The sequence below is a fragment of the Kribbella sp. NPDC050820 genome (assembly GCF_040653975.1).
In the GTDB taxonomy this organism is placed as follows: domain Bacteria; phylum Actinomycetota; class Actinomycetes; order Propionibacteriales; family Kribbellaceae; genus Kribbella.
Genome location: NZ_JBFAHB010000007.1, coordinates 135,837 through 150,923, shown reverse-complemented (window position 1 = coordinate 150,923; position 15,087 = coordinate 135,837). Strand labels below are relative to the sequence as shown.

At 68.8% G+C, this 15,087-nt stretch carries 13 protein-coding genes; 9 read left to right on the top strand and 4 right to left on the bottom strand.

What is annotated here, in order from left to right; genetic code table 11:
- Positions 1 to 31: 31 nt before the first annotated feature.
- The gene (locus tag AB0H36_RS09430) at positions 32 to 2,485 is read right to left on the bottom strand and encodes a Tex family protein (protein WP_360519240.1); all 2,454 of its coding nucleotides are present in this window, start codon (positions 2,483 to 2,485) and stop codon (positions 32 to 34) included.
- 180 nt (positions 2,486 to 2,665) lie between these two features.
- Between AB0H36_RS09430 and AB0H36_RS09425 the strand changes: the two genes are divergently transcribed.
- Complete coding sequence (locus AB0H36_RS09425; protein ID WP_360519237.1) at positions 2,666 to 3,229, top strand: hypothetical protein; 564 nt, start codon at positions 2,666 to 2,668, stop codon at positions 3,227 to 3,229.
- A gap of 78 nt (positions 3,230 to 3,307) precedes the next feature.
- Here the strand turns inward: AB0H36_RS09425 and AB0H36_RS09420 are convergent, their stop codons facing one another.
- Together AB0H36_RS09420 and AB0H36_RS09415 are read right to left on the bottom strand one after the other, a co-directional pair.
- The gene (locus tag AB0H36_RS09420; RefSeq protein ID WP_360519234.1) at positions 3,308 to 4,792 is read right to left on the bottom strand and encodes a DHA2 family efflux MFS transporter permease subunit; all 1,485 of its coding nucleotides are present in this window, start codon (positions 4,790 to 4,792) and stop codon (positions 3,308 to 3,310) included.
- Between the two features lie 59 nt (positions 4,793 to 4,851).
- Entirely contained in the window at positions 4,852 to 5,466 is a 615-nt protein-coding gene (locus AB0H36_RS09415; protein ID WP_360519231.1) for a DUF624 domain-containing protein, read from the bottom strand.
- A 104-nt stretch (positions 5,467 to 5,570) separates the two neighbouring features.
- Here AB0H36_RS09415 and AB0H36_RS09410 point away from each other — a divergent pair, with 104 nt between their 5' ends.
- The 6 genes from AB0H36_RS09410 (at position 5,571) to AB0H36_RS09385 (ending at position 11,643) form a co-directional block, all read left to right on the top strand.
- A complete protein-coding gene (locus AB0H36_RS09410; RefSeq protein WP_360519228.1) occupies positions 5,571 to 6,656 on the top strand; it encodes a LacI family DNA-binding transcriptional regulator in 1,086 nt (361 codons plus the stop codon).
- Between the two features lie 106 nt (positions 6,657 to 6,762).
- On the top strand, positions 6,763 to 8,037 hold the full coding sequence (locus AB0H36_RS09405) for an extracellular solute-binding protein (protein ID WP_360519225.1): 1,275 nt from the start codon (positions 6,763 to 6,765) through the stop codon (positions 8,035 to 8,037).
- The gene (locus AB0H36_RS09400; RefSeq protein WP_360519222.1) at positions 8,034 to 8,972 is read left to right on the top strand and encodes a sugar ABC transporter permease; all 939 of its coding nucleotides are present in this window, start codon (positions 8,034 to 8,036) and stop codon (positions 8,970 to 8,972) included. Before AB0H36_RS09405 ends, AB0H36_RS09400 begins: the two co-directional genes overlap by 4 nt.
- Positions 8,965 to 9,870, top strand: coding sequence for a carbohydrate ABC transporter permease (locus tag AB0H36_RS09395; RefSeq protein ID WP_360519219.1), 906 nt, complete (start codon positions 8,965 to 8,967; stop codon positions 9,868 to 9,870). Before AB0H36_RS09400 ends, AB0H36_RS09395 begins: the two co-directional genes overlap by 8 nt.
- Before the next feature lie 364 nt (positions 9,871 to 10,234).
- The gene (locus AB0H36_RS09390) at positions 10,235 to 11,044 is read left to right on the top strand and encodes an endonuclease/exonuclease/phosphatase family protein (protein ID WP_360519216.1); all 810 of its coding nucleotides are present in this window, start codon (positions 10,235 to 10,237) and stop codon (positions 11,042 to 11,044) included.
- Positions 11,045 to 11,064: 20 nt separating this feature from the next.
- Positions 11,065 to 11,643 (top strand): hypothetical protein, encoded by a 579-nt coding sequence (locus AB0H36_RS09385; protein WP_360519213.1) that lies wholly within the window; start codon positions 11,065 to 11,067, stop codon positions 11,641 to 11,643.
- Positions 11,644 to 11,981: 338 nt separating this feature from the next.
- Here the strand turns inward: AB0H36_RS09385 and AB0H36_RS09380 are convergent, their stop codons facing one another.
- Positions 11,982 to 12,113, bottom strand: coding sequence for a hypothetical protein (locus tag AB0H36_RS09380; protein WP_360519210.1), 132 nt, complete (start codon positions 12,111 to 12,113; stop codon positions 11,982 to 11,984).
- A 497-nt stretch (positions 12,114 to 12,610) separates the two neighbouring features.
- Here AB0H36_RS09380 and AB0H36_RS09375 point away from each other — a divergent pair, with 497 nt between their 5' ends.
- Both AB0H36_RS09375 and AB0H36_RS09370 read left to right on the top strand, forming a co-directional pair.
- Positions 12,611 to 13,492 carry a nitroreductase/quinone reductase family protein gene (locus AB0H36_RS09375; protein WP_360519421.1) on the top strand — a complete coding sequence of 294 codons (882 nt, stop codon included), beginning with the start codon at positions 12,611 to 12,613 and terminating at the stop codon, positions 13,490 to 13,492.
- Positions 13,493 to 13,516: 24 nt separating this feature from the next.
- A complete protein-coding gene (locus AB0H36_RS09370) occupies positions 13,517 to 15,022 on the top strand; it encodes a LuxR C-terminal-related transcriptional regulator (protein ID WP_360519207.1) in 1,506 nt (501 codons plus the stop codon).
- Positions 15,023 to 15,087: the final 65 nt, after the last annotated feature.

The following is a 15,087-nucleotide window of genomic DNA, read 5'->3' as shown; positions in this document are numbered from 1 at the left end:
GTACGTCGGAACCGACCGCCACCCGTCGACATCAACGGACGGTGAAGCCCGCCTTCCGGAACGCGTCGGCGAGCGAGGTCTCGTCCATCGGCGTCTCCTGCTGCGAGCCGCCGCGGCCACCTTGACCGCCCTGCCCACGCCCGCCGCGGCCCTGACCACCGGAACCCCGGCCACCCTGACCGCGACCGCCTTGACCGCCGGGCCCGCGACCGCCCTGGCCTCGACCGCCCTGGTTGCCCTGGTTGCCCTGGCCACCTTGGTTGCCGCCGCGCGCGCCACGGTCACCCGGGCGACCCCCGCCGGCGCCGGGCTCGTCGTCGAGCCGCAGGGTCAGCGAGATCCGTTTCCGCGGGATGTCGACCTCGAGCACCTTCACCTTGACGATGTCACCGGGCTTGACGACCTCGCGCGGATCCTTGACGAAGTTCTTCGACAGCGCCGACACGTGCGCCAGCCCGTCCTGGTGCACACCGATGTCGATGAACGCCCCGAACGCGGCGACGTTGGTGACCTGGCCCTCCAGCCGCATCCCCGGCTTCAGGTCGGCGATCTTGTCCACACCCTCGGCGAACACCGCGGTCTTGAACGCGGGCCGCGGGTCCCGGCCCGGCTTCTCCAGTTCGGCCAGGATGTCGGTCACCGTCGGCAGGCCGAACATGTCGTCGACGAAGTCCGCCGCCTTGAGCCGCTTCAGCTCCGCGGACCCGATCAGCGCCTTCACGTCCGAGCCGGTCGCGTCCAGGATCCGGCGGACCACCGGGTAGGCCTCCGGGTGCACGCTGGAGGCGTCCAGCGGGTCGTCGCCGTCGGGGATCCGGAGGAAGCCGGCCGCCTGCTCGAACGCCTTCGGCCCGAGCCGCGCCACCTCCTTCAGCGCCGTGCGGGACTTGAACGGGCCGTTGACGTCGCGGTGCTGGACGATGTTGTCGGCCAGCCCCTGGGTGATCCCGGAGACCCGGGTCAGCAGCGGCGCGGACGCCGTGTTCAGGTCGACGCCGACCGCGTTCACACAGTCCTCGACGACGGCGTCGAGCGAGCGGGACAAGGCGTTCTCGGCGAGGTCGTGCTGGTACTGGCCGACACCGATCGACTTCGGGTCGATCTTCACCAGCTCGGCCAGCGGGTCCTGCAGCCGGCGGGCGATCGAGACCGCGCCGCGCAGCGACACGTCCATCCCGGGCAGCTCCTGGGAGGCGAACGCGGACGCCGAGTAGACCGAGGCGCCGGCCTCGGAGACGACTGCCTTGGTCAGCTTGAGCTCGGGGTGCTTGGCGATCAGCTCGGCGGCCAGCTTGTCGGTCTCGCGCGACGCCGTCCCGTTGCCGATGGCAATCAGCTCGACGTTGTGCGCGGCGGCTAGCGCAGCCAGGGTGGCGATCGACTTGTCCCACTGGTTCTGCGGGACGTGCGGGTAGATGACGCCGGTGTTGACCACCTTGCCGGTGGCGTCCACCACGGCGACCTTCACGCCGGTCCGGAAACCCGGGTCCAGGCCCATCGTCGCCCGGGTTCCGGCCGGGGCGGCGAGCAGCAGGTCGCGCAGGTTGGCCGCGAACACCCGGATCGCCTCGTCCTCGGCGACCTGCCGCAGCCGCATCCGCAGGTCGATGCCCAGGTGCACCAGGATCTTCGTCCGCCAGGCCCAGCGGACCGTCTCGACCAGCCACTTGTCCGCGGCGCGGCCCTGGTTCTCGATGCCGTGGGCGCGGGCGATGGTCGTCTCGTACTCGGTCGGGCCGTCGGGCTCGACGCCGGCCGGGAGCGGCTCGACGGTCAGCGTGAGCACGTCCTCCTTCTCGCCGCGGAACATGGCCAGGATCCGGTGCGACGGCATCTTGGTGAACGGCTCGTCGAAGTCGAAGTAGTCCGAGAACTTCGCGCCGTCGGTCTCCTTGCCCTCCCGGACCGCCGAGGCGAGCCGGCCCTGCGTCCACAGCCGCTCGCGCAGCTCGCCGATCAGGTCGGCGTTCTCCGCGAAGCGCTCGACCAGGATCGCGCGCGCCCCGTCCAGCGCCGCCTGCGGGTCGGCCACGCCGGCCTCGGTGTTGACGAACACCGCGGCGGCCGCGAACGGCTCGACGTCCGGGTCGGCGAGCAGCCCGTCGGCGAGCGGCTCGAGCCCGGCCTCGCGGGCGATCATCGCCTTGGTACGGCGTTTGGGCTTGAACGGAAGGTAGATGTCCTCGAGCCGCGACTTGGTGTCGGCGGCAAGGATCTGCTCCTTCAGCGCGTCGTCCAGCTTGCCCTGGCTCTCGATCGACTCGAGCACCGTCTGCCGGCGCTCCTCGAGCTCGCGGAGGTACCGCAGGCGTTCCTCGAGCGTGCGCAGCTGCGCGTCGTCGAGCATCCCGGTGACCTCTTTGCGGTACCGCGCGATGAACGGAACCGTCGACCCCTCGTCGAGCAGCGCCACCGCTGCCCGCACCTGGTTCTCGCCGACCTCCAGCTCGCTGGCGATCCGCTGCTCGACCGACTGCACCACCACTGTCCGATTCCCCTCTACCGACAACCTGCCCGGGCGACCCGCACCCGCGTGGCCCATATCCTTCCCCATCCCACCCCCCACTCCGAAACCCGATACCCCAGCCTGTGGACATCTTCCGTGCAATGATCACGCCACGGCCTGGGAGGAACACATGGCGCAGTTCGATGCGGCGGTACGCCGATGAGCCGGGAGAACGAGTCCCGGGGTCGGTGGCCGACGTGGATCGCGCTGCCCGCGGTCGTCCTGATCGTGCTCGGCGTCCTGGTGCTGGTCGACGTCTCGTCCCGGCAGCGGCTCAGCCGTGAGCTGCTCGACAACGGGATCGAGACGGTGGCCGACTCGGTCCAGGTCGAGGTCACCGGTGGCGCGGGCCGGCCGGCGATCAGCGAGGTGCGCGTCGACTTCACGGCCGGTGGCGTGGACCGGATCCGGACTACGCTCGACCACATCGAGGACGATCGCCAGGGGATGGCGGAAGGTGTGCAGACGCCCGCCGCCGGCACTCGCTACGCCTCGCCGCTGCACATCGTCTACCGCCAGTCCGAACCGGCGAAGGCGCTGGCCCTCGTCGACGCGGAGAAGTGGGTCGCCGACAAGAACACCTACCGGCTGGGCCTCGGCCTGGCCGGTGGTGGGTTGGCCCTTCTCCTGCTTGCCATGCTGTTGCTGACCATCGGCGCCCGCCGCCGCGGCCTGGCCTGGTGGCAGTGGTACGCGGAGACGCACGCCAGACACCGCAAATAAAGGCAAAGACAATTCGGTGCGGGGGGAGTTGGTGACGACCTCCCCATACCCGCGGTGTGGGGAGGTCGCCGTACTTCGTCAGGCTGCTTCCAGAGCAACTTCCTCGGGAGCGACCTCAACCGGCTGCTTTGCCGGGCGCATCAGGGTGCAGGCGATCACCACTGCCGCGGCCACGATGACCGCTGCGATCGCGAAGGACAGGTGGTAGCCGGAGGTCAGCGCGTCCAGCGAAGCCTTGCCCGCGACCTCCAGTCCGGCGGTGCGGGTGGCGGACAGCGTGGCCAGGACCGCCAGGCCCAGGGCAGCGCCGACCTGGGCGGTGGTGCCGATCAGCCCGGAGGCCAGCCCCGCGTCCTGGGGCTTCACGTCTGCCATCGACAGCCCCATCAGCGCCGGGAAGCAGACGCCGGCGCCGAGGCCCAGCAGAACCAGGACGGGCAGCACGTGGACGAAGTAGTTGCCACCGACCGGCGCCTGGGTGAACAGGACCAGCCCGGCCACGATCAGCACCAGTCCGGCGATCAGCGGGCGGCGCGGACCGAACCGCATCACCAGCTTGTCCGAGTACCGCACCGACAGCAGGCCCATCACCACGGTCGTCGGCAGGAACGCCAGTCCGATCTCCAGAGCGTCGTACCCGAGCACTCGCTGCAGGTAGAGCGAGCCGAGGAAGAAGATGCCGAACATCCCGGAGCCGGTCAGCGCCTGGACCAGGTTCGCGCCGGTCAGGTTGCGGGAGCGGAAGATCCGCAGCGGCACCAGCGGGTTGGCGGCGGTGGCCTCACGGACGATGAAGGCAGCCAGCAGGACGACGGTGACCAGGCCGAGCACCAGCGTCCGCGGTGCGGTCCAGCCCTCTTCGGCGGCCGGCTTGACGATGGTGAAGACGCCGACCATCAGCGCCGCGGTGATCAGTACGGCGCCCGGCACGTCGGTGCCGCGGCCGAGCCCCAGCCCCCTGTCCTTGTCGATCAGGCGGACGGCCAGGACGGCGGTCAGCGCGCCGATCGGCAGGTTGACGAAGAAGATCCAGTGCCAGTTGATCGCCTGGGTCAGGACACCGCCCGCAAGCAGGCCGATCGAACCGCCGGCCGACGCGACGAAGGCGTAGACGCCGATCGCCTTGGCCTGCTCGCGCGGCTCGGGGAACAGGGTCACGATCATGCCCAGGATCACCGCGGAGGTCAGCGCGCCGCCGACACCCTGGACGAAGCGGGCGATCACCAGCACCTCCTGGCTCTGCGCGAGCCCGCACAGCACCGAGGCGGCGGTGAAGACGATCAGTCCGCCGACGAAGACGTTCCGGCGGCCGAGGAGGTCGCCGAGCCGGCCGGCCAGCAGCAGCAGGCCGCCGAAGGCGATCAGGTAGGCGTTCACCACCCACGCGAGGGAGGAGCTGGTGAAGCCGAGGTCGTCCTGGATGGCCGGCAGGGCCACGTTCACCACGGTGACGTCGAGCACGATCATCAACATGCCCGCGCACAGCGTGTAGAGGGCCAGCCAGCGCGAGCGGCCGCCCTGCGCGGCCGGCGTCGTCGCCAGGGTTTCGGTCGTCGCGTACATTCCGGTTTCTCTCCTTGGTCCGAAGGGGGCCTTACACCCTTACGTCGGACCAGGACCGCTCAGATTGACACGTCCTCCGAAGTTTTTCTGGACGGCCTCGACATCCAGTACGCGATCAGCGCCGGGACCAGGCCGGATCCGACCACGAACAGGGTCACGACCTGCGACACCAGCGCGAACCAGGTGAACAGCGCGACCACCCCGCCGGCGACCGGCAGCGACCGGCGGAGCAGGAACAGGTTCGCGGACCGGAACAGGCTCTTCGTGGTCGTCTCGTCACCGGCTTCGGGCAGGACGGCGAGCGCGCTCAGGTACAGGCCGGCGATCATCCCGGTCAGCGGGATCAGCACGGCCAGCGCGAAGATCCGCATCGCGCCGTCGCTGTAGGCCCAGAACGCCAGGCCGAAGGCGAGCGCGATCCCGCCGAAGTACAGCCCCAGCCCGAGCAGCCAGAACCGCCTGAACGCCCAGCGGAACTGCTGGAAGAACCGCCTCATCAGCGCCGGGCGGTCCTGGCTGATCGCGTCCGGGACCACCCGCTGCATCGCGAACGCCGCCGGGAACAGCGTGACGATGCCGACGCTCAGGACCAGGAAGACCAGCTGCAGCAGGAGCAGGTCGCCGATCATCGTCAGCTTCGCCAGGACGGCGTTGGTCCGGCCGGCACCTTCCACTGATTTGCCTCCTCGTTCCGCGCGGGCTGCGTTGATCGTATGATCACGTTCAATCACGCGCCAGATCACTGCGCGGGATCACTGGGACACAGCAAGGGGACTGCATGCTTGCACCGGAGCGCCACGAGCTGATCCTGCGGAGCCTGCGGCGGCACGGCCGGCTCCGGGTGGCCGAGCTGGCCGCCGAGCTCGGCGTCTCCGCGATCACAGTACGCCGGGACCTCGCGGAGCTGGACTCCGCCGGCCTGCTCCGCCGCGTGCACGGTGGCGCGATCGGCGCCAGCCCGGAGGGCCGGGCCGGGCACGGCAGCCAGTTGACGATCGGCATCGTCGTACCGAGCGCGGCGTCGTACTACTCCGACGTGATCCGTGGCGCCGAGGCGATGGCCGACCGGTACGGCTCCCGCCTGGTGCTCGGAGTCTCCGGGTACGACGCCGACAAGGAGCGCGAACGGATCGACCGGGTGCTCGGGGTCGGGGTGGCCGGGTTGCTGATCAGCACCGCGCTCGGCGACGGCGACGCGGACCGGCTCGGCTCCCGGCTGGACGAGATCGACGTGCCGGTGGTGCTGATGGAGCGGGCGTTCGGGTTCCCGCAGGTGGCGCGCGAGTACGACCACGTCCGCACCGACCACGCGTACGGCGCCATGCTCGCCCTGCGGCACTTCGTCGGACTCGGGCACCGGCGGGTCGCGATCAACTTGCAGGCGACGGTGACGGCGCACTGGCTCCGGCGTGGAATCGAGGCAGCCGCGTCCACGCTGGACGTCGAGCTGTTCCTGTCCCCGGTGGACCTGCCGGCGCATGGGGAGGATCCGGCCGCGGTGGCTCAGCTCGACGCGTTCCTCGCCGAGTGCGAGTCGTTCGGCAGCCGGGCGGTGCTGGTGCACTCCGACGAGCACGGTGCGCGGCTGGTCGAGCGGGCGATGGAGCGTGATCTGCGGGTGCCCGAGGACCTGGCCGTCATCGCGTACAACGACGTGACGGCTGCGCTGGCCGTCGTACCGCTGACTGCTGTCTGCCCGCCGAAGTTCGCCCTCGGTGAGATGGCCTGCGAGCTGCTGTTGCGCAAGCTCCAGGCCGGTCCAGGCCCGGTGCAGCATCTCAGCCTGCTGCCCGACCTCAACATCCGGACCTCCTGCGGGGCGGCGCGCAGCGTGGAACCGGGCATCGCTTTGTTCCGGAACTGATCGATAGTGATCATTCGAGCGTCCAGGTATTGACGAGGAAAGCCCTTTCCCATACTTTCGCTGCACTTGGGCAAAACCCAGGGTTCGGCAGCGAAGGAGCTCCCCTGTGAGACGTGGTGTGGGACTGACCGTGCTGGCGGCCGCGCTCAGCGTGCTGGTCAGCAGTTGTGGCAACGGGGTGATCGACAAGAGCACGGACGGCGTCCCGCCGGCCGAGGCCACCGGGACGTTACGGGTACTGATCCCGTCCTTCCCGCCCAGTACGCAGGGCCGGGAGGAGTTCCAGAAGGTCGTCGACGACTTCCGCAAGACCTATCCGAACATGAAGGTCGAGCCGGACTTCGCGACGTACACGAACCTGAACGAGAAGCTGTCCACCTCGATCGCGGCCGGTATCCCGTACGACGTGATCGTCACCGGTGTCGGCTGGGTCCAGCCGTTCGCCTCGAAGCGGATCTTCGCCGACCTGGGCAAGTACGGCGTGACGCCGGACGTCATCCGGGAGAAGAGTGTCGCCGCGCTGATCCCGGCGGCGACGTACGACAACAAGCTGTACGCCTACCCGCTGCTCGCCGACGCCCGCGCGGTCGCGCTGCGCAAGAGCGCGTTCCGGGAGGCCGGCCTCGACCCGGACAAGCCGCCGACCTCGCTGGCCGACATCAAGGTGGCGGCCGAGAAGCTGACCAAGCGGGACGCGAACGGGGCGATCACCCGCAGCGGGTTCGACCTCGCCTCGCCGACCGGTTTCCGGCAGTCGTTCACCACCTTCCTGGCCTCGACCGGCACACCGCTCTACGTCGGCGGCGAGCCGAACTTCGACAACCAGCAGGGCCTGGACACGCTGCTGTGGATCAAGTCGATGATCAACAACGTCCAGCCGTACGGCGAGCGCAGCGCGTCGCAGACGGCGCTCGTGTTCAGCGGCAAGGCCGCGATGGGCATCGTCACCGGCGCGGTCGACTGCTCCGAGAAGGGCATCGGCAAGAAGAACTGCGACGACCTCAAGTTCTTCCGCTTCAACAGCGGCAAGGAGATCGAGTACGTCGGTGGCGACCTGGCGTCGATCGGGTCCCGCAGCCGGCACAAGGACGCGGCCTGGACCTTCATCCAGTCGCTGACCAAGCCGACCACGCTGGACGCGCTGGCCAAGCTGAACCGCAAGATCCCGGCCTACAAGGACGCCAGCAACTCGCCGCAGGCGAAGTCGAACCCGTTGAGCCAGTTCGTCGCCGACGGCCTCGTCTACGCGGTCAACGAGAACGAGGTGCCGTCCAACTGGCTCGAGATGCGTGGCAACTTCGACATCCAGCTCACCCAGGCGGTCCTCGGTCAGAAGGATCCCGCCAAGGTGCTGGCCAACCTGGCAGGGCAGAGCAGATGAGTACAACTCTGGAACGTCCCGCGGTCAGCACTCCGCGGAAGGTGGCACCCGCCAAGGACAGCCGGACGCTGATCCGCGGCCAGGCCCGGGCCGGCTGGATCCTGCTGTCCCCGGCGCTGCTGCACTCCGGGGTCTTCATCGTGATCCCGGTGATCGCCGTCCTGGTGCTCAGCCTCACCGACTACAGCTTCGGTGACTCCTGGGCCTGGGTCGGGTTCGGCAACTACGCCGACCTGTTCCGCGACGTCGACTTCCAGGCGTCGCTGTGGAACACCGTGCTGTACGCGCTGGTGGTGATCCCGGTCTCGATGGCGATCGCGCTCGCGGTCGCGGTCGGGCTGAACCAGAAGATCAAGGCGCTCGGCTTCTTCCGGACCGCGTTCTACATCCCGACGGTGACCGCGACGGTCGCGATCGCCACAGTCTGGTTGTGGATCTACAACCCGGGCTCCGGCCTGGCGAACGGCTTCCTCAGCCTGTTCGGCTTCGCGCCCACCCAGTGGCTGTCCGACCCGGCGACCGCGCTGCCGTCGCTGATGGTGATCGGTGTCTGGCAGGGCCTGGGCACGAAGATCATCATCTACCTGGCCGCGTTGCAGGGCGTCTCCCGGGACCTGCTGGAGTCGGCCGAGATCGACGGCGCCGGCCGCTGGCAGAAGTTCGCCAACGTGACCTGGCCGGCGCTCGGCCCGGTGCAGTTCTTCGTCCTGATCACGTCGATCGTCGGCACCTTCCAGGTGTTCGACCTGGTCTACGTGATGACCCAGGGCGGCCCCGGCACCGAGACCCGGGTGCTGGTGCTGGACATCTACCAGAACGCGTTCACGGACCTGAAACTCGGCTACGCGTCCGCCGAGACGGTGATCATGATGATCGTGATCGCCGCGTTCATCGGCGTCGGGCGCCTGCTCCAGAAGGCGGATTCCAATGACTAGCGTGACTGTGGCCGGCCCCGCGGCCGCGCCGAAGCCGTCGTCGATCCGGGTCGGCCGGATCCTGTTGTACGTCGTACTGACGGTCGGCTCGATCCTGATGATCACGCCGTTCGTCTGGATGGTGCTGACCGCGCTGAAGAGCAACCAGGAGATCATGGACTTCTCCTGGCTGCCGAACGAGCTGCGCTGGCGCAACTTCACCGAGGCGATGGAGACCGCGCCGTTCCTGCGATACTTCCGCAACAGCCTGTTCATCGCGGTCGGTGAGACGCTGTTCACGCTGGCGGTCTGCACGACGGCCGGGTACGCGCTGGCGAAACTGCCCCTGCGCGGCTCGAAGGCGCTGCTGAACTACTTCATCGTGCTGCTGCTGGTGCCGTTCCAGATCATCCTGGTGCCGCTGTTCCTGATCGTGAAGTCGATCCCACTGTTCGGCGGCAACAACATCCTCGGCCAGGGCGGGATCGGCTGGCTGAACTCCTGGTGGGGCCTGATCATCCCGCTCGGCGCCGCGCCGCTGTTCACCTTCCTGGCCCGGCAGTTCTTCGTCTCGCTGCCGGACGAGCTGGCGCAGGCGGCCCGGGTCGACGGGCTCGGTGAGTTCGGCATCTTCTGGCGGATCATGACGCCGCTGATCAAGCCGGCCCTGATCACCATCTGCGTGTTCCAGATCGAGGCGGCCTGGAACGGGTTCCTGTGGCCGTTGATGATCACCACATCGGACTCGATGCGGCCGCTGCAGCTCGGGCTGGCGATCTTCGCGCAGAATCCGGACGACATCCAGTGGCCCTACCTGATGGCGGGTACGGCGCTGGCCGCGCTGCCGATGATCGTGCTGTTCGTGTTCGCGCAGAAGCGGTTCATCGAAGGAATGGCCAACGTCGGCATCAAGGGCTGAAAAGCAACCGCCCCTCGCTTCGCTCGGGGCGGGGAGAGAGAGGTAGCAACCGCCCCCGCTCGGGGCGGTGGAGGGCAGAAACCTCGTACAGGTGCTCACCCCGCCCCGGGTGAGCACCTGCGAGGCCCCCCACAACACGCGGTGGTCCCGAAGAAACACCGGAGCTTCCCACTCGGTTCCCCCCGCCGGGTCGCTCACCCTTTTATCGGCACAGTGTGGCCGTCGTTACATCATTCGTCCGGATTTCTGGGCGACTTTCCGGAGGATTTCTGCGCGTTCCTGCGAAATGCCGCTTTCGTACGACGTTTCGCGGCCGTCGGGCGACGGTGGGTAGGCGGACCCTCGCTGGGGAACTAAAGAGAGCATGCGGATCCGCGTGCTCACCCTGAACGTCCAGCACGACGCCGGCGACCCCCGCCGTACCGAGCTGATCAACGCCGAGCTCCGGCGGCTCGAGCCGGACCTGGTGGCGTTGCAGGAGGTCTGCGATCCCCAACTCGGTCAGTTGATCGAGGGCACCGGGCTGACCCACACGACGCACCAGTCCGAGGTGCTGGTGTCCCGTTGGCGGCACGGTTCGGTATTCGCGTCCCGGTGGCCGCATCGCGTCGTCGACGTGGCGGAGCACCGCCCGGAAGCGGGATCGGACGACCATTGGTGGACGCTGGCGGCGGCGGTCGACGTACCCGAGTTGGGTGAGTTGCTGTTCATCCACCCGTCGACGCCGTGGCGGCTCGATCAGGCAGCGGCCCGGGAGCAGCAGTTGATCGCGGCGGTCGAGGTCGACGAGCTGCATCGGTTCCGGTTGCCCTCGATCATCGCCGGCGACCTGAACGCGACACCGAAGTCGGCCGGCATCCGCTTCCTGGCCGGCCTGCAGGCCCTCCGCGGGCGCAGCACGCACTACCACGACGCCTGGGCCGTCGCCGGCCAAGGCCTCGGCTTCACCTGGACCGTCGCGAACCCGCTGGCCGCCGAGGAGATCGACCACCTGATCGGCCAGCCCCGCCACCGCCGCCGCATCGACTACATCTTCGTCGGCTCCACTCACGCCCACCCAGACGCCCGCGCCCACATCCAGCACACCGAACTCGTCGGTGACGCCCCCGTCGACAACACCTGGCTCAGCGACCACTTCGGCGTACTCACCGATCTGAACTACGAACTGATCTGATCGCCGGAATACTCGTCGGCATGCCGATCGTCTTCGTCGACCTGGAAACCACGAGTGTGCGCGAGCCCTGGCTGCCCGGCGGGCGACAGATCTGGCAGTTGGCCGTCATCCGCCGCGAGGACGACGGGCGCGAGACGGCGTACAACCGGTTCATCCGCCTCGACGAGCTCGACCTGTCGACCTCGACCGAGCAGGCCCTGGAGGTCAGCCGCTTCCGCCGCCATCCTTCCCTGAACGACTCCGCCGAGAACGTCTGCTCCGGCCGCGAGGCCGGCGAGCTCATGGTCGACCTCACTGCCGACCAGCCGCTCTGGGTCGGCGCAGCACCCTGGATGGACGCGACCGACGTCCTCCACCTCATGCACCGCAACGGCCTGGTCGCTGCCGAGGCCGCCGACGTCCCCTGGGACTTCCGCCTCGTCTGCATCATCAGCCAACTCATCGCCCGCACCAACGCCGAACCAACCGCCGACGTCGCCGCCATGTCCGCCGCCGTCGGAGTCGACCAAGCCGACTACACCATCCACGACGCCCTCGCAGATACCTACTACGTCCGAGACGTGTACGACGCTCTGCGCGCTAGTGCCGCATCCAGATAGGTCGAGGCTGTCGCCGCGGCGTTGCCAAGCGCTGGCGGGGTCAGCCGGTGAGGGGGCAGCGGCCTCGGGTGGCGCCGCGATGGGTTGGTGGACAGACGGACAGGTGGTGTCACTGCGCGGGCAGTGCGGTTGAGCGTGAGCGCATCGGAGTGTACGGCGTCCCGCAGGTGCACTACCTGTCCGATGGGCCCCTCCACACGACCGGAGAGTCCGGCTGGTCGCTTCAGGGGCGCAGAACTCCCCACCAGCCCGGCCAACCCGTACAGGCGGCAGGACAGCTCGATCTCGCCTCGTACAGTTACGACCACAACATTGCTTGACGCGGAACTAGCTGACGGTCAGCGCACTTTGGTCCACGGCGCACATCGTGCGCTCTCGAACGCCTTGTCCGACTTCTTGATCGTGACGACCTGGTTGGCTCCGTTGCCGTTGGCAAGAATCGCCTCGAAGTCTCCACTGGTGTTCTTCAATCGAGCCCAGTAGCAGTCTCCGTCGGAACGCTGACCGTGACGGTCGGGGTCGAACTGGCAACCGACGACGAGGTGGTGCCACCGTTGACGGTGACCGCACCGACCGCGGCGCCGACGACGAACGCGGCGCCACCGATGGTCAGCCCGGACTTCCACCACGGCGTCGACGCGGCGAATCGCGGCCCCCTGCCCCCCTCAGAACTGGGCTGCCGACCGTTCCATCGTCCTGGGACGGGTGTTCGTTACATAGCGTGATCTGGCGAAGGTGGGCGCGGATGATCTCCTGCACGAGGGGACGTCTTCTGTTCCGAGGAGGTCGAGGGCTCGACTGGGTGCGGAAGGTGGCCAGGCCGTGGCGGAGGCCACTCGCAGCAGGAGTACGTCGACGCCTATGCCCGCCGCGCCTCGTGAAGAGCCCGGTCTGCGGTTAGGATTCAGGGCGTGACTGCCGGGTCGGTCCTTCGGGGCCATTCACGAGTCGGGTTCCCGGCTGCCTTCTGAGCGCCGGTGCGGCCGCTCGCGGCCCGCCCTCGTTTCTCCTTGCTGACAAGGTCATTTCCGCATGCCCGAAACCATCGAGAGAGAAGCGAATCCTGAACGAAATCATCGAGAGCTTCCGCGCGAACGCCGGCCAGATCGGCGACGGCAGGTACCTGCTGCTGACGACCACTGGCGCTCGCTCGGGCAAGCAACACACCGCGATCCTCGGGTACTACCCGGACGGGGACCGCGTCCTCGTCGTCGGCTCGGCCGGCGGCGGACCCAAGCATCCGGACTGGTACCACAACGTGGTCGCCAACCCCGAGGCCACCGTCGAGACCGGCCTGTTCACCTACCCGGCGACGGCCGTCGTACTGCGCGACGCCGAGCGCGACGAGGTGTTCGCCCGGCTCGTCGAGGCCGACGCCGGGTGGGGTGAGTACCAGGAGCGAACGACCCGGACCATCCCGGTCGTGGCACTGGTCCAGCCACCCGGCCCGCCCACGTTCACAGGCACGGTGGGCGAGTTCTTGAAGAGCATCCACATGGTGTTCCGCCGCGAGCTCGAGTTGATCCGCAAGGAGGTCGCCACCTCGGGCACAGCCGGCCTCGGCGCCCAGCTCCGGATCAACTGCCTGACCGTCTGCCAGGGGCTGCACAACCATCACACCGGCGAGTCCCTTGGCCTGTTCCCGGCTCTGGCCGACCAGCATCCCGAGCTGGCCGACACCATCGCCGTACTGCAGTCCGAGCACGACCGGATCGCCGTACTCCTGGAGGAGCTGGAGAAGCAGCTGTCCGATCCATCGCCTGACCTCGTCTCGCAAGTGGATCGGCTGATCGATGCTCTGAACGCCCACCTGGACCATGAGGAGGCCACGCTGCTGGCTTACCTGTAGTGCGCCGATTGGTTCCATGGCAGCGTGGGACGCGTGTACGACGACGCCGTCGAGGCCGGCCGGGCCGCCCTGTCGCGGGGCGCCTGGCCGGACGCTCGGCTGCAGTTCGGGCGCGCGATCGAGGCTGCGGCTACTGCTGAGGCGTACGAAGGGCTGAGCTGGGCCAACTGGTGGTTGGAGGACGTGGCTGCTTGTCTGCAGGCGCGTGAGCAGGCGTATCGGCTGTACCGGAAGGCCGATGACGTACGGGGCGCGGCTCGGATGGCCTTGTGGCTCGGTGACGACCAGAACGAGTTCCACGGTGCCGGGGCGGTGGCTGAGGGCTGGTTCAACCGGGCCGCGCGGTTGCTCGGCGACTTGGACTGTCCGGAGCGCGGCTGGCTCACGGTGTTCGATGCAAACGCCGCGCTCGGCCGGCAGGAGACCGGTCGGGCGCGGCAGCTCGCCGTACAGGCTGAGGAGATCGGGCGACGGCATCGGGCTGTGGATCTGGAGATGTTCAGCCTCGCGACCGAAGGCGTTGCGCTGGTGACCGAGGGCGCCGTCGAACAGGGGATGCGGTGCCTCGACGAGGCGACGGCGGCTGCGCTCGGCGGTGAGTACGAGAACCTCGCGCCGGCTGCGTGGACGTGCTGCCGGTTGATGCAGGTGTGTGAGGAGGTTCGCGACTACGAGCGCGGCGCGCAGTGGTGCCGGCAGGTGGAGGAGTTCAGCCGGCGGATGGAGGCGCGGTTCGTCCACGGGGTCTGCCGGGCGCACTACGCCGCGATCCTCGGTTGGTACGGACGGGAGAGCGAGGCGGAGGAGGAGCTGGCCGGAGCGCAGCAGGATCTGACGGCCAACCGGCCGTACTGGCGGGCCGAGGCCGTCGTGCGGCTCGGTGAGCTGCGCAGGCGGCAGGGGCGGCTGGTGGAGGCCGAGTCTCTGTTCAACGACGTGCCGTGGCATCCGTTGGCGAAGCGCGGGCTGGCTGAGCTGAGTCTGGACCGCGGCGATCCGGCGGCCGCGCGGGCCGTGCTGGAGCGGGTACTGCGGCAGCTGCCGGCTGAGGGGTCCGTCGATCGCGCGTGGCCGCTCGAGTTGCTCGTCCGGGCGGAGACTGCGCTGGGGGAGGTCGAGGCGGCCGGCGTGCATCTCGAGGAGTTCCGCAGGATCGCGCTGACGGTGGGGACGCGGCCGCTGCGGGCGGCGGCGCGCTTTCTGGAAGGCCTGTATGCGGCTGCTCTCGGCGAGCACGGGGCGGCGAATGTTTGCTTCGAGGACGCGTGCGAGTTGTACCTGGCGCCGTACGACGTCGATCGCGCTCGGGCGGAGCTGGCTCGAGTGCCCCGCGGTGGGACGCTCACCACGCGGCAGGTAGCGGTACTGCGTCTGGTGGCGGCCGGGCTGGGCGACCGGGAGATCGCGGCTCGGCTGGTGATCAGCGAGCACACGGTGCATCGGCATGTGGCCAACATCTATGCGCGGTTGGGCTGCTCGACCCGGGCGGCGGCCGTCTCTCGCGCTACCCAGCTGGGGTTGATGGCCTGAGCAGGCCATGTCCGGAGTTGGCTGCTCCGGGCGACGCGGTGGGGTCGTGGTGCGCCGATCCTGGG